A 13,324-nucleotide genomic window follows, 5' to 3' on the forward strand; every position below is an offset into this window, starting at 1 on the left:
GATCATGAAGTTCTCCTACTGCGGGGTCGCGGCCTGTTGTGCGGTGGCGTTCATGTCCGTCGCGCCGCCGGCCGGCGCGGATCCACCTGACCCGTACCAGCCGGACCTGCCGAAGAATTACTGCCCAGGTGGGCAGTGGGGTTTCGGCCGCCTGCGAGTCTGCGACGGCGAGAAATATCCCGACGGGTCGTACTGGCACCAGTGGATGGGCGGCAACCGCTGGGCCGGACCGACCTGGAATTACGACTGCGTCGGCGACAGCGGCAACAACGTGTTCCCGGACCCGCCGCCACCGGGCGGTTGCGCCGGTGTGATTCCGCCCGAACCGCCGCCCCCGCCCGGTGAGCCCGCGCCACCGCTGCAACCTGGTCCCGGGCCGCCGCCTGGTCAGCCCGCCGGCTGAGTCGCGGCGCAGCCGGGGCGGGCACCATGGCCAGTGCGGTCGCAAGCAGGGGGGTAACGCTCGACACATGCCTTCGGTGCACACTGGTGGGCGTGATTGTCGAGCATGGTGTGCTGCCCATCCGCCCCGGCCGGGAAGCCGAGTTCGAAGCGGCGTTCGCCACGGCGCGGCCGCTGATCTCGGCGGCTCCGGGCTTCCTGGGAATTTCGATGTCCCGCTCGATCGAGTCGCCGAGCCTGTACCTGCTGTTGGTGCGGTGGGAGAACGTCGAGGCGCACACCGAGGGCTTTCGGAAGTCACCGGAATTCGAGCAGTGGCGGGCGCTGCTGCATGAGTTCTACGAATCCCCGCCGGTGATCGAGCACTTCGTGGATATCGATTAGGGAGACGATCGACCGTGGACGCGAACAAGGCCCTGGAATTCAATGCCCGCAACATCGCGGAGTTCCGCAGCAGCGGTGGAAAGCTGGGTGGTCCGTTCGAGGGCGCCCCGGTACTGCTGCTGACCACCACCGGGGCCAAATCCGGGCAGCCGCGCACCAGTCCGATGATGTACCTGCCCGAGGGCGACCGGATCATCGTGTTCGCCTCCAATGCGGGCAAGGACAGCCATCCCAGCTGGTATCACAACCTGCGGGCGAACCCGTCGGCCACCGTCGAGATCGGCACCGAAACGCATCCCGTCACCGCCGCCGAGATCACCGGCGCCGAACATGACCGGCTCTACGACATCCAGGCCGAGCGCTACCCCGGCTTCGCCGAATACCGGGAACGCACCGACCGGGTGATCCCCGTCATCGAGCTGACCAGAAGCGCGGCCTGAGCCGAGTAGCATCGCGACCCATGGCTCGCTGCGGTTACGCTCACGACGCCGTTGTGGTGATGAAGCCCGGCGGCAGTCCGAACGCGCTCGGCGGAGCCATCGCGAAGGCACTGTGCGGGGGCTGGGACCACCCGCCGCCGTGCCCACTCGCGCCGCATCACGTCGCCAATCAGGTCGCCGGTGACGACGTGACGTTGCGGGTGCTGTTCGCCGCCGAAGCTGCCGACGAACCACGGGTCCGAGGGCTCATCGGCGAAGCGCTTGCTGCCGGAGAACTGACCGGCCCCGACGGGCTCGTCACCAAATGGCGGCTGAAATCTGCCGCTGCCGGCCGGGTCCGGTCGAGCGAGGAAGACCACGTCGCCGAACTGATCGCCCATCACTGAACTGTTGAGCCCAAGCGGTGGTGGTCAGTCGCGAACGTTCGGCATCCCCGTGCGACGTTCCATGAAGGTCGCATCGGGAGCGGCGAAGCCGTAGGTCTCATACAGCCCGTGCGCATCGGCGGTGTGCAGCATCCACCGAAAGTCCCGGCCCGGGCCCTCGTCGATCATCATTCGCAGCAGCCCTCTGCCGATGCCCCGGCCCCGCTCGGCACGCGAGACATAGACATCGGCCAGATAGGCCATGGTGGCCCCATCGGCGAACGCCCGGCAGAAACCCACCATCGCCCCATCATCGGACCGGTACGCGCCCACCACACGCCACGCGTTCTCGAGTTGGCGGTCGAACATCTCGCGGGTGCGGTACTTGGCCCAGTACGTGTGCTCGGCCAGCTCGTGCCAGAGCCAGTCCCGATCCACCCGCGCACCGTCGGTCGAAAAATCGATACCGTCGAGGGCCGCCACAACTACCTCCGCATCTCGCCCCGGGCCAGACAACACACCACCGCAGTGAGCATGGCCCCGACGCCCACCCGCCGGGCCAGCCGCGTCGCCCGCGGAATATCGGACGGCACCGGCGCCCGACCGTAGCCCATCCGAGCCCGGTCTTCCCGTCGATCCCCGTAATAAGTGTTGACCCCGCCGAGCTGCAGGCCCAGTGCGCCCGCGAAGGCGGCCTCGATCACCCCGGCGTTGGGGCTCGGATGATGCCGGGCGTCGCAGCGCCAGGCACGCACCGCGCCAACGGGATCCGGGCCCAGTACGGCGGCCAGCACGCCGCTCAACCGGGAGGCGGGCAGGCCCAGCACGTCATCCAGCCGGGCTGCCGCCCAGCCGAACCGGCCGTAACGGGCGTTGCGGTGGCCGATCATCGCGTCCAGGGTGTTGACGGCGCGGTGCGCCACCAAGCCCGGAACGCCGGCCGCCGCACCCCAGACCAAGGATGCCACCACCGCGTCGGAGGTGTTCTCGGCCACGGATTCGACGACGGCGCGGGCGATCTCGGCCGGGCCCAGCGCAGTGGTGTCACGGCCGACCAGGTGGCGAACCCGGACACGGGCCCGGTCGAGGTCTCCGGCGTCCAAGAAGTCATACACGGCGGCAGCCTCGCGCTCCAGCGAGCGTCCGCCGAGTACCGCCCAGGTCGCCAGGGCAGTCAGCGCGGTACGCGCCAACGGGTTTCGGGCCGAGTGTTCGGCGGCGTACGCCAGCCCGGTGGCACCTCCGGCCAGCATCAGAACGTGGGCCAGACCGCTCGCGTGGTTATCACAGTAAAGCCGCTGCTCCAACGCCAGCGCGCAGCTCCCGAATCCGGCTACCGGGTGCAGCCGGCGCGGGTCACCCCAGGCGCGGTCGGCGGCGTAACCGAGCAGCAGCCCGAAAGCCCGGGCCGGCATCACCGGACCCGGTCGAGTGCGGCCAGCAGTCGATCGGTCAATTCCGGGGGACGGACCGCGATCCGCACCCAACTGTCGTCGAGACCCGGAAAGGTGTCAGCACGCCGCACCGCAACACCCGTCTCACGCAACGCCGCATGCACCCCAGCGCCGACCCGGGCCAGCACATAGGGCGCGGCCCCGGCAACGAACGGCACACCGCGAGCAGCGAGAGCGGCGCCCAACACTTCCCGCCAAAACGCCAATTGCTTTGCCCGGCACTCACTCTCGGTCAACGCCCGCTCGTCAGAACAGGCCAGCATGGCGGCCAACGCCGGCGCCGACACCGACCAGGGGATCTGCAGCCGTGCCGCGTCGGCGATCAGCCGCGGATCGCCGAGCAGGTATCCGGCCCGGACCCCGGGGATCGACCAGTGCTTGGTCAGGCTGCGGCTCACCAGCAGGCCCGGATGCCGTTGCCCGGCCAGGCTTTCCGGCTCACCGGGAATCGCGTCCAGGAACGCCTCGTCGACCAGGACCACCCGCCCGGGCCGCAGCAGCATTCGCAGTGTCTCGGCCGGATGCAGAACCCCGGTGGGATTGGTCGGGTTGCCGACGACGAAGAGGTCGGCGTCGTCGGGCACGTCGTCGGGATGCAGCGCGAAGTCGTCTTCGGCCCGGCACAGCACGGTGGTGACGGTGTGGCCGGCGGCGATCAGCGCCGCGTGCGGCCCGGTGTACTGCGGGTGCACCACCACCGGCCGCCGCCATGCGCGCAACCGGGCCACCAGATCGAATGCCTCGGATGCACCCGCGGTGGGCAGCACCTCATCGGGGCGCAGACCATGCCGGTCGGCCAGCGCATCGCGGGCCGCAGCCGGGTCGGGGTAACGGGCGGCGTCCGCCAGCGAGTTGTGCAGGGCGTCATCCAGCCAGCCCGGACGCGGCCCGGCGTAGACGTTCACCGCGAAATCGAGCAGCCCGTGCCTCGCCTCGGCATCGCCGTGATGGCGCAGAGCGGAATCGCCGTGACGGCGGTCGGCGCCGGCGAAGCGGTGCGTGGCATCGGCGAAGCGCTGAGCCAGCCCGGGATACCCGGCCCAGTGGGTGTGCAGATACGACGCGTGCAGGCTCGGTCCGCCGATACCGTCCGGGCCATCGGGCAGCTGCCAGGCGGCGGCGACCGGGTCGGCGAAAATGACACGGGTGCGGTGGAACTCGTGTCCGGTCACCTGGTCGCCGGCCCGCGCCAGCAGGCTGTCGGCCGGTGCGGTGGCGGACCGGTAGCCCAGGGTCAGGCGCGGCGACATCTCCGCGTCGGCGGGCAATGCCCCCACCCCGGGGGCCGCGTCGACACTGCGACACAGATACGCCAGCCCGCCGCATTCGGCGACGGTCGGTACCCCCGCGTCGATGGCCGCCCGCACCGCATCGAGCAGCGCGGTGTTGGCAGCCAGTTCGGCGGCGTACACCTCCGGGAACCCGCCGCCCAGGTAGATTCCCGCGGTCCCGGCCGGCAGATCCGAGTCGGTGAGTGGGTCGAAGCAGGCGACCTCGCAGCCTGCGGCGCGCAGCAACTCGAAAGTCTCGGTGTAGCCGAACGTGAACGCCCGGCCGCCGGCGACAGCCACCACCGGCCGATGGGTCGACCCGACGCCCACCTCAGCGGTCGGATCCCAGGGCCGGCCGGCCAAACTTGGTGCTCGCCGCGCGATCTCCAATACCGCCTCGAGGTCCACGTGCTGCTCGATCAGCCCGGCCAACCGGGCCACCATCGCACCGGACTCGTCCCGTTCGGCGGCCGGTACCAGCCCGAGGTGCCGAGACGGCGCCTGCACACCGGGGTCACGGGGCAGCACCCCCAGCACCGGAATGCCGAGGGGGCGCAACGCGTCAACGACTTCCTCGGCGTGCCGGGCGCTACCTGCCCGATTTAGGATCACGCCGGCCACCCGCACGTCCGGGTCGAACGCGACCAGGCCCGCCACCATCGCCGCGTGCGTCCGGGAGGCGTGCGAGATGTCGACGACCAACAGCACCGGTGCCGCGGTCAGCGCCGCCACATGGGCAGTGGAGGCGTCGCCGCCGGAGCCGAGCCGTCCATCGAAAAGCCCCATCACGCCTTCGATTACGGCTATATCGGCCATGTCGACCAAATCGGCGCCTCCAGCGCCGTGCAGCAGCAGCGGAACGATCCGGTCCGCACCGACCAGATACGGATCCAGGTTGCGGGCCGGGCGCCCGGTGGCCAGCGCGTGATAGCCCGGATCGATGTAGTCCGGGCCGACCTTGTGTCCGCTGACCCGCAGTCCGCGCGCGGCCAGGGCCGCCATCACCCCGACGGCCACCGTGGTCTTGCCGTGCCCGGACGCGGGCGCGGCGACGACAGCCCGGGGTAGAGGAACCATGCCCCTACCACTCAACGCCGCGCTGGCCCTTCTGTCCGGCGTCCATCGGATGCTTCACCTTGGTCATCTCGGTGACCAGGTCGGCGATCTCGATCAGCTGCGGGTGGGCGCGACGGCCGGTGATGACCACATGCTGATTGCCCGGCCGGTTGCGCAGCGTTTCCACCACGTCGTCGACGTCCACCCAACCCCAGTTGATCGGGTAGGTGAACTCGTCGAGCACGTACAGGTCGTGGGTCTGCTCGGTCAGGCGGCGTTTCACTTCGGTCCAGCCGGCCAGGGCGTCGCCGGCGTGGTCCTCGGTGCTGCCGGCCTTTCGGCTCCATGACCATCCCGAGCCCATCTTGTGCCACTGCACCGGGCCGCCCTCGCCGGTCTCGTCGTGCAGGGTGCCGAGCCGTTCGAGCACCGCCTGCTCGCCGACCCGCCATTTCGCCGATTTCACGAACTGGAACACGCCGATCCGGAACCCCTGGTTCCAGCCGCGCAGTGCCATCCCGAACGCGGCTGTGGACTTTCCCTTGCCGTCGCCGGTGTGCACCATCAGCAGCGGACGGTTGCGGCGCTGACGGGTGGTCAGGTTGTCATCGGGCACCGTCAGCGGTTGTCCTTGGGGCATCAGGCGGCTCCTCTTCCGGTGGCGTCACGCACGATACCGGTGAGCGCCTCGGCACTCACCTGGGGCAGCGGGACGTATTCGGCCCGCAGGTGCTCGGCCAGGGTGCGCGCCAACCCGAGTCGCATCCGGCCGCTCTCACAATCCACGACTACCGCCGAAAAGTCTTGCCCGGCAAGCTGAACCGCGGCTCGTCGGGACCGCTCGACCGGGTCGACGCCGGCGGTGGCCCGGCCGTCGGTCAACACCACCAGCAGCGGGCGGCAGGCCGGGTCGCGCAGCCGTTCCCGGCGAATCACCTCGTAGGCTTCGAGCAGCCCCTCGGCCAACGGGGTGCGGCCACCGGCGGGCAACTCATCGAGCCGGACGGCGGCGATCTCCACCGACCCGGTCGCGGGCAGCACCACTTCCGCCCGCGCATCGCGGAACGTCACCACCGCGACCCGGTCCCGGCGACGGTAGGCGTCGAGCAACAGGGACAAGATGGCGGTCTTGACATGCCGCATCCGCTCGGCGGCGGCCATCGACCCGGAGGTGTCGACGACGAACAGCACCAGGTTCGCCTCGCGGCCCTCCCGGGTGGCACGCCGAAGATCGTCCGCCGCCAAGATCATCCGTCCGCCCACTCGGCCGCGGGCGCCCTGGTGCGGTGCGGCGGCCCGCAACGTCTCGAACAGGTGTAGCCCGCCGCCGATGTTTCTTGCGGTGGCACCCACCCGGCGCCCGGAGCTGGTGCGGGCCCGGCTGCGCCGGCCGGCGCGTCCCGCTCCGACGCCGTCGACGGTGAACAATCTTGCCCGGTAAGGGGAGTCGGCGCCGACGGTCGAGGTGGACCCGGGTTTGGCCGGTGCCGGCCCGCCCTGTTCTGGCGGTGCGGCGTTCCCGCCGTCCGGCGGGCCGTCCGGGTCGGGGTCGGGGTCGTGTTCGGGGTCGGGCTCGGGGCCGGAATCTGCCGGCGGCAGCAGCTCGTCGAGTTCGCTCTCGTCGAGGCCGGGGGCGTCAAATGGCTTGCGCCGCCGTCGATGCGGCAGTGCCAGCCGTGCGGCGACGCGAAGATCGGTGATGTTGACCGCCTCGCGGCCCTGCCACGCCGCGTGGGCGACCGCGGTGCGGGCACAGACGATGTCGCCGCGCAGACCGTCCACGTCGAACGCCGCACAGATCTCCCCGATCTTTACCAGCGCGGCGTCGGTGAGCAACACTCGCGGCAGCAGTTCCCGGGCCTGCTGGATCCGGGCCCGCAGCCGGTCCTCGGCCGCGGCGTAGCCGCGCACGAAGGTTTCGGGGTCGGCGTCGAAGGCCAACCGCCGGCGTACCGCTTCGGCGCGCAACACCGCGTCGCGCGGTGCCGACACCTCAACGGTCAGCCCGAATCGGTCGAGCAGTTGCGGGCGCAACTCGCCCTCTTCGGGATTCATCGTCCCGACGATCACGAAACGGGCGGCGTGGGTCACCGAGACGCCGTCGCGCTCCACGGTCAGGCGCCCCATCGCGGCGGCGTCCAGCAGCAGGTCCACCAGGTGGTCGGCGAGCAGGTTCACCTCGTCGACGTAGAGGATGCCGCGGTTGGCCCGTGCCAAGAGTCCGGGCTCGAATTCCACTACGCCGGTGCCCAGTGCCCGCTCCAGGTGGATGGACCCCACCACCCGGTCCTCGGTGGCACCGACCGGAAGTTCCACCAGCCGCACCGGGCGGGTCTGCACGGCAGTGTCGGTAGGGAACGGGCCGTCGGGGGAGAGCGGGTTCGTCTCGGCGGGATCGGAGGAGAAGCGGTCGCCGGACACCACGTCGATGGGCGGCAGTACCTGGGCCAACGCGCGAACCAGCGTCGACTTGGCGGTGCCCTTCTCGCCGCGGATGAGCACCCCGCCGATGCCGGGGGAGATCGCGCTCAGGACAAGCGCCAGCGCCATGTCGTCGAGGCCGCCCGGGGCGTCCGGGTCGCCGCCGAGGACGGCAGGAAAGGGGTACAACTGATGCATTGAGGCTCCGCTCGTGATGACCAACGTTGGTGTTGGCAACGCGAAGCCGGTATCCGGACTGACCGTGACAGTTTCATCGAGAAAATGCCGCGGAACACCGTAGCGGGCCTGCGTCGGAGTCACACCGACTTCCCTGGCACTTCGCGCCGATACCCTAACACCGTGCACACCCGAGCCCATCACATCACCGTCGTCGGTATCGGCGCCGACGGCTGGGACGGCCTTGCCGGACCGGCCAGGCAGACGGTGCTGGCGGCCGACGTCGTGATCGGCGCACCGCGCCACCTGGATCTGTTGCCGCCGGTGGACGGACAGCAGCGGCCGGCCTGGCCGTCGCCGCTGCGGGCCGGGCTGCCGGCGCTGTTCGACGGCCTGGTGGGCCGGGTGGTCGCGCTGGCCTCCGGCGATCCGCTGCTGTCCGGAGTGGGCAGCACACTGATCGAGATGCTCGGCGCCGAGAACGTCACGGTGGTCCCGGCGGTCTCCTCGGTGACGCTGGCCCGGGCCCGGCTGGGTTGGCCGGCGGAGTCGGCTGCGGTGATCAGGACGCCGGGCGGTGAGGTCCACGCGCTGCTGCGTGAGTTGACGCCGGGCCGTCGGGTGCTGGTCCTGTCCGCCGACGAGACGACGCCCGCACAGATCGCCGCGCTGCTGAACCACCGCGGCTACGGCGACAGCCGGATGGTGGTGCTCGGCGACCTCGGTGGCGCGGCCGAGTCCGCCCTGGAAACCACCGCGGCCACCTACCCCGCGTTTCAAGGCCCGGTGCCGCGGCTCAACCTCGTCGCGTTGGAGCTGGCCGGCCCGCTGGTGACCGGCTGGTCGGCCGGATTGCCCGATGACGCCTACGACCACGACGGGCAACTGACCAAGCGCGACTTGCGGGCTTCCGCGCTGGCCCGACTGGCGCCGGCGCCCGGACAGTTGTTGTGGGATGTCGGTGCGGGCGCCGGCTCGGTGGGAATCGAATGGATGCGCGCCCACCCGAGCTGTCGGTCGATCGCCATCGAAGCGAATCCGGCCAGGGCACAGCGGATCTCGGATAATTCCCGCAACCTCGGGGTACCCGCGCTGCGCGTCGTGTGTGCCGCCGCGCCGCAGGCGTTGGCAGGGCTGCCGGCGCCGGACGCCGTCTTCGTCGGCGGCGGGTTGAGCCGGCCGGGGGTGCTCGAGGCCTGCTTGGCCGGGCTGCGGCCCGGCGCGCGACTGGTAGCCCACGGCGTCACGCTGGAAACCGAGGCGCTGCTGGTGGCGGCCTACCGCGAACACGGTGGTGAGCTGACCCGCATCCACGTCGAACACGCCGCCCCGCTCGGCACCTTCACCGGCTGGACGCCGGCCCGGGCGGTCACCCAGTGGGCGCTAGTTCTGCCCTGACCGGTCCCGCGCCGCGTCGTAGAGATGGCTCTCGCCGGCACACGGATCGGGCAGATCCGCAACAGCCCGCCCGATGAGAATCACCGCGGCCGAACGCAATCCCACCGCTTCGACGGCGCCTGCGATGTCGGCGACGGTGCCGCGCAGCACGAGTTCATCGGCTTGCGAGGCGCGGTAGACCACCGCGACCGGGCAGTCCGCGCCGTATTCGGATTCCAGCTCGCCCATCAGTTCCCGGATCCGGGTGATCGCCAGATGCAGCACCAGGGTGGCGCCGGTTGCGGCGAACGCGGCCAGCGATTCGGACTGCGGCATCGCGGTGGAGGCGGCCTGAACCCGGGTCAGCACCACCGACTGCGTCACCAGCGGCACCGTGAGCTCGCGGCCGAGCACCGCGGCCGCCGCCGCATAGGCCGGGACTCCGGGGGTGATGTCCCACGGCACTCCGGCCGCATCGAGCCGGCGGGTCTGCTCGAACACCGCGCTGTACAGCGACGGATCGCCCGACACCAGCCGCACCACCCGCCGGCCTGCCCGGTGCGCGGTGATCAGCCGGTCCACGATCGCATCCAGGTCCAACACGGCGGTGTCGACGAGCTCTGCTGTGGCGCAGCAGTGTTCGAGTACATCCGGGTCGAGATAGCTGCCCGGGTAGAGCACCACGTCGGCCTCGGACAGCCGTCGGGCCGCCCGCACCGTCAGCAGATCCGCGGCGCCCGGTCCGGCGCCGACGAAGTGCACCGTCACCGCACCCACCGAGGTGTCCACACCCGGCCCGACGCCGTCACCTGGGTTGACGAAGCACCGACCAGCACAAGGCATTTCATGTCGATCGCGTCGGTGTCCAACTCGCCCAGCGTGGTCACGGTCAGCGATTCCTGATCCCGGCCGATGTCGCGGCCGACCACCACCACGGTCTGCGGGGCGCGGTGCTCCAACAACACTTTGCGGGCGAGCGCGATCTGGTCGGGCCGGGCGCGGGAGGCCGGGTTGTAGATCGCCAGAACCAGATCTGCTCCCGCGATCGCGGCCAGCCGCGCCTCGATCACCTCCCACGGTTTGAGCCGGTCGGACAGGCTCAGCACCGCGAAGTCGGCCCCGATCGGGGCGCCGGCCGCCGCGGCCACCGCCTGCACCGCCGAGACGCCGGGCAGCACTCGCACCGAGACGCCTTGGCAGCGCTCATCTGCTGTGCTTTCCAACGCCTCGAACACCGCGGCAGCCATGCCGAACACTCCGGCATCGCCACCGGAGACCACCGCCACCTTCTGGCCGCGGGCCGCCAGATCCAGCGCGAAGCGGGCCCGGTCGACCTCGACGGTGTTGCCCGAGGAGTGCCGCTGCAGTCCCTCGCGCTGTGGAATCCGCGCGAGGTAGGGCCCATAGCCCACCACGTGGTCGACGGTGGCCAGTGCCGCGGCCGCCTCGCCGGTCAACCAGGCCTCGGGCCCGGGTCCCAGCCCGATCACCAGCAGCTCGGCGGCAGTACGCACCGGCTCAACGACCGCCGGGACAGGATCGGCCGACGTCCGTGATCGCTGCCCGTTGCGCGAGTCCCCGTCCACGACGATCAGCGACAAATACGGGACTTCCTCCGCGGCGTTCATGGCGGCCACCGGCAGCCAGCGCTGCTGCGGATGACTGGCCCGCTCGACGTAGTAGGCGTGCTCGAGGCGGCCGGCGGCGGCCAGCGCGCGGCGCACGGCGGGGAAGGTGCGGCCCAGCTTCATGATGACGGCGCCGTCGGTGTCGGCCAGCCGCATCGCCAACTCGTGCTCGGGCAGCGTGCCCGGCAGCACGGTCAGCACGTCGGTCTGGCGCACCAGCGGCATCCCGAGCGCGGCGGTGGCGGCGCTGAACGCCGGGACCCCGGGAATGATCTCGGTGTCGAAGCGGGCGGACAGCCGATCGTGCATGTACATGAACGAGCCGTAGAACAGCGGATCGCCTTCGGTCAGCAGCGCCACTGTGCGGCCCGCGGCCAGGTGGGCGGCCAGCCTCGACGCCGAGGCCTCGTAGAAGTCGGCGAGCGCCCCGGCATAGCCGCCGGGGTGATCGGTGACCCCGGTGGTGACCGGGTAGCGCAGCTCCTCCTCGATCACGCCGGGGCGAATCAGGTCGGCGGCGATGGTGCGCGCATAGGAGTTCTTCTTGACGCCGGCGTGGTAGGCGACCACGTCGGCCTCGGCGATGATCCGGGCGGCTTTGCGGGTGATCAGTTCGGGATCGCCGGGACCCAGGCCCACCCCGTAAAACCGGCCGGTCATTCCTGCTCCGAGGCGAGTGCGTTCAGGGCCGATGAGGTGATCGCCGAGCCGCCGCGACGGCCGCGCACGGTCACGAACGGGATGTCGATGCCGTGGTCGGTGTACAGCGCAGCCAACGCCGCCTTGGACTCGGCGGCGCCGATGAACCCCACCGGGCAGCCGACGATCACCGCCGGGCGCGGTCCGCCGTCGAGGATCAGTTCCAGCAGATGGAACAGCGCCGTGGGGGCGTTGCCGATCGCGACGACGGCACCGGCCAGCTCGGGCTCCCACAGGGAGACGGCCGCCGCCGACCGGGTGGTGCCCCATGCCCGTGCCAGCTCCGGAACCCGCTCGTCGCGCAGATAGCAGCGCACCTCGTTGCCGGCGGGCAACCGCCCGGCGGTCACCCCGACCGCCACCATCCGGGCATCGCAGAGGATGGGTGCGCCGGCGTCGAGTGCGGCCCGGCCGGCCGGTACCGCGTCGGGGTGGATCAGCAGATCCTTGGCGACATCGGTCTGTCCGGCGCCGTGGATCATCCGGACCGCGAGCCGCTCGGCCGACGCGGGGATGTGCGACAGGTCGGATTCGCGGCGAATGGTGGCGAACGATTCGACGTAGATGGCCGGACCGTCCTCGAGGTAGGAATACCGCTTGGTGGGACGGCGGGCGGGCCTCGTCACGGATTCGTCTCCTGTGCATCGGGAATGAAGACACCCTGCCATGGCGTCACCACCAGGTCGGTGTGCGCCGGCAGCGAGCGCCCATGCTCCGGCGTGAGTACGCCGCTGGGCACCCACACGTGGGTGCCGCCGGGCACCGGACCGTAGGGTAGCGGACCCGACGGTGTGGGCAGGCGCGCATCGGCGGCGACGATTGGCCCGAGAGGGCCGGGAAGTTCGTGGATATGCCAGGGCGCGTCCGGGCCGACGCCACGGGCGGCTTGGAACGCACCCGCCAGACCGGCCAGCCGTTCGGCGGCAGCGGCGATCGCCACCACCGGACCCCAGTGCCCGCCGACCCGGAGCTGCGCCTGTGTGCCGGAGAGCGCCACCAGCCCGGCATCGGTGGCCCGGTCGATCAGGTCGCCGCGCCCGTCATCGAGAACGAACAGGAAACGTCCGGGCAGGTGCGCCAGTCGCGGATCGCCACACAACAGCGCATCCAGCTGTGCTGACACCGGACGCAGGTCGACGCGCCCACCGGCATATCCGGACTGCGGGGAGGCCAGGATGTTGCGAACCAACTCGTGGCTGCGTGAAGGCAGCAGGCCGGTGGACTCGATGGCGGCGACGGCGGCCGGGTCGATGCGCCCGTCGCGGCCGGGCAGCCCGCGCAGCTGCAGGTTGGCCCGCTTGGTCAGGTAGACCGACCCGTCGCCGAATTCGGCGCTGACTTGCAGGAGTCGTGCCAGCGCCGCCGCCGGCAGCCGGCCCCCGACGAGGCGCAACCGGACCAGCAGCCCGTCCTTGGCCGGCCACGGCCGCAGCACGCCGGGGCACCGGTCGGCCCTGTCCCTCATCCGTCACATCCGTCACGCCGGGGACGAGGGGTGGCAGTTGCCCGGCTCACAGCGACAACAGGAGTCCGGCCGTCTGCGTGGGCGCGTCCGGTCGGGTGCACCGTCTGATTGTCGCTCAGAGCGTTCGTGGGGCCTGCGGCCCCGTTGTGGGGGATGAAAATCGCGTTCCGGTGCGGTTGGATGCG

The 13,324-nt window shown here is 71.0% G+C and carries 14 protein-coding genes and 1 riboswitch; of the genes, 5 read left to right on the forward strand and 9 right to left on the reverse strand.

Annotated features, from left to right (window positions below; genetic code table 11):
• Positions 1-4 precede the first annotated feature (4 nt).
• The 4 genes from ACZYY4_RS02905 (at position 5) to ACZYY4_RS02920 (ending at position 1,612) form a co-directional block, all read left to right on the forward strand.
• Positions 5-403, forward strand: a complete 399-nt coding sequence (locus ACZYY4_RS02905; protein ID WP_463807909.1) for a hypothetical protein — start codon at positions 5-7, stop codon at positions 401-403.
• 92 nt (positions 404-495) lie between these two features.
• Positions 496-786: an antibiotic biosynthesis monooxygenase family protein gene (locus ACZYY4_RS02910; protein WP_463807910.1), complete on the forward strand. Its 291-nt coding sequence runs from the start codon at positions 496-498 to the stop codon at positions 784-786.
• A gap of 14 nt (positions 787-800) precedes the next feature.
• Positions 801-1,226, forward strand: coding sequence for a nitroreductase family deazaflavin-dependent oxidoreductase (locus ACZYY4_RS02915; RefSeq protein WP_463807911.1), 426 nt, complete (start codon positions 801-803; stop codon positions 1,224-1,226).
• A 20-nt stretch (positions 1,227-1,246) separates the two neighbouring features.
• Positions 1,247-1,612 (forward strand): hypothetical protein, encoded by a 366-nt coding sequence (locus ACZYY4_RS02920; protein ID WP_463807912.1) that lies wholly within the window; start codon positions 1,247-1,249, stop codon positions 1,610-1,612.
• A gap of 24 nt (positions 1,613-1,636) precedes the next feature.
• On the opposite strand, the gene ACZYY4_RS02925 is transcribed toward ACZYY4_RS02920, so the two are convergent.
• From ACZYY4_RS02925 to ACZYY4_RS02945, 5 genes are read right to left on the reverse strand one after another with little or no spacing between them, the layout of a single operon-like run.
• Positions 1,637-2,074: a GNAT family N-acetyltransferase gene (locus ACZYY4_RS02925; protein WP_463807913.1), complete on the reverse strand. Its 438-nt coding sequence runs from the start codon at positions 2,072-2,074 to the stop codon at positions 1,637-1,639.
• Between the two features lie 2 nt (positions 2,075-2,076).
• On the reverse strand, positions 2,077-3,006 hold the full coding sequence (locus ACZYY4_RS02930) for a CobD/CbiB family cobalamin biosynthesis protein (protein ID WP_463807914.1): 930 nt from the start codon (positions 3,004-3,006) through the stop codon (positions 2,077-2,079).
• Positions 3,006-5,393 (reverse strand): cobyrinate a,c-diamide synthase, encoded by a 2,388-nt coding sequence (locus tag ACZYY4_RS02935; RefSeq protein ID WP_463807915.1) that lies wholly within the window; start codon positions 5,391-5,393, stop codon positions 3,006-3,008. The genes ACZYY4_RS02930 and ACZYY4_RS02935 overlap by 1 nt, the downstream gene beginning before the upstream one ends.
• Before the next feature lie 4 nt (positions 5,394-5,397).
• Positions 5,398-6,012, reverse strand: a complete 615-nt coding sequence (cobO, locus tag ACZYY4_RS02940) for a cob(I)yrinic acid a,c-diamide adenosyltransferase (protein ID WP_463807916.1) — start codon at positions 6,010-6,012, stop codon at positions 5,398-5,400.
• Positions 6,012-7,991: a magnesium chelatase subunit D family protein gene (locus tag ACZYY4_RS02945; RefSeq protein WP_463807917.1), complete on the reverse strand. Its 1,980-nt coding sequence runs from the start codon at positions 7,989-7,991 to the stop codon at positions 6,012-6,014. Before ACZYY4_RS02945 ends, cobO begins: the two co-directional genes overlap by 1 nt.
• A 27-nt stretch (positions 7,992-8,018) precedes the next feature.
• Positions 8,019-8,150, reverse strand: a riboswitch (cobalamin riboswitch).
• A gap of 3 nt (positions 8,151-8,153) precedes the next feature.
• Between ACZYY4_RS02945 and cbiE the strand changes: the two genes are divergently transcribed.
• The gene (cbiE, locus tag ACZYY4_RS02950; RefSeq protein WP_463807918.1) at positions 8,154-9,368 is read left to right on the forward strand and encodes a precorrin-6y C5,15-methyltransferase (decarboxylating) subunit CbiE; all 1,215 of its coding nucleotides are present in this window, start codon (positions 8,154-8,156) and stop codon (positions 9,366-9,368) included.
• On the opposite strand, the gene cobM is transcribed toward cbiE, so the two are convergent.
• Genes cobM through ACZYY4_RS02970 form a run of 4 tightly spaced genes read right to left on the reverse strand, consistent with a single transcriptional unit; the run spans position 9,354 to position 13,139 of the window.
• Positions 9,354-10,115, reverse strand: coding sequence for a precorrin-4 C(11)-methyltransferase (cobM, locus tag ACZYY4_RS02955; protein ID WP_463807970.1), 762 nt, complete (start codon positions 10,113-10,115; stop codon positions 9,354-9,356). The two genes, cbiE and cobM, sit on opposite strands and share 15 nt — an antisense overlap.
• A complete protein-coding gene (cobJ, locus tag ACZYY4_RS02960; RefSeq protein WP_463807919.1) occupies positions 10,112-11,635 on the reverse strand; it encodes a precorrin-3B C(17)-methyltransferase in 1,524 nt (507 codons plus the stop codon). Before cobJ ends, cobM begins: the two co-directional genes overlap by 4 nt.
• Positions 11,632-12,300, reverse strand: coding sequence for a precorrin-8X methylmutase (locus tag ACZYY4_RS02965; RefSeq protein ID WP_463807920.1), 669 nt, complete (start codon positions 12,298-12,300; stop codon positions 11,632-11,634). Before ACZYY4_RS02965 ends, cobJ begins: the two co-directional genes overlap by 4 nt.
• Positions 12,297-13,139, reverse strand: coding sequence for a nitrite reductase (locus ACZYY4_RS02970; protein ID WP_463807921.1), 843 nt, complete (start codon positions 13,137-13,139; stop codon positions 12,297-12,299). The genes ACZYY4_RS02965 and ACZYY4_RS02970 overlap by 4 nt, the downstream gene beginning before the upstream one ends.
• Between the last annotated feature and the right edge of the window lie 185 nt (positions 13,140-13,324).

Source organism: Mycobacterium sp. IDUB_21, assembly GCF_055419425.1.

Excerpts from the sequence above, each read along its gene's own strand:
- ACZYY4_RS02935 (WP_463807915.1), bottom strand. The coding sequence starts at position 5,393 with ATGGTTCCTCTACCCCGGGCTGTCGTCGCCGCGCCCGCGTCCGGGCAC.
- ACZYY4_RS02930 (WP_463807914.1), bottom strand. The coding sequence starts at position 3,006 with ATGCCGGCCCGGGCTTTCGGGCTGCTGCTCGGTTACGCCGCCGACCGC.
- cobO (WP_463807916.1), bottom strand. The coding sequence starts at position 6,012 with ATGCCCCAAGGACAACCGCTGACGGTGCCCGATGACAACCTGACCACC.
- ACZYY4_RS02945 (WP_463807917.1), bottom strand. The coding sequence starts at position 7,991 with ATGCATCAGTTGTACCCCTTTCCTGCCGTCCTCGGCGGCGACCCGGAC.
- ACZYY4_RS02920 (WP_463807912.1), top strand. The coding sequence starts at position 1,247 with ATGGCTCGCTGCGGTTACGCTCACGACGCCGTTGTGGTGATGAAGCCC.
- cobJ (WP_463807919.1), bottom strand. The coding sequence starts at position 11,635 with ATGACCGGCCGGTTTTACGGGGTGGGCCTGGGTCCCGGCGATCCCGAA.
- ACZYY4_RS02970 (WP_463807921.1), bottom strand. The coding sequence starts at position 13,139 with ATGAGGGACAGGGCCGACCGGTGCCCCGGCGTGCTGCGGCCGTGGCCG.
- ACZYY4_RS02905 (WP_463807909.1), top strand. The coding sequence starts at position 5 with ATGAAGTTCTCCTACTGCGGGGTCGCGGCCTGTTGTGCGGTGGCGTTC.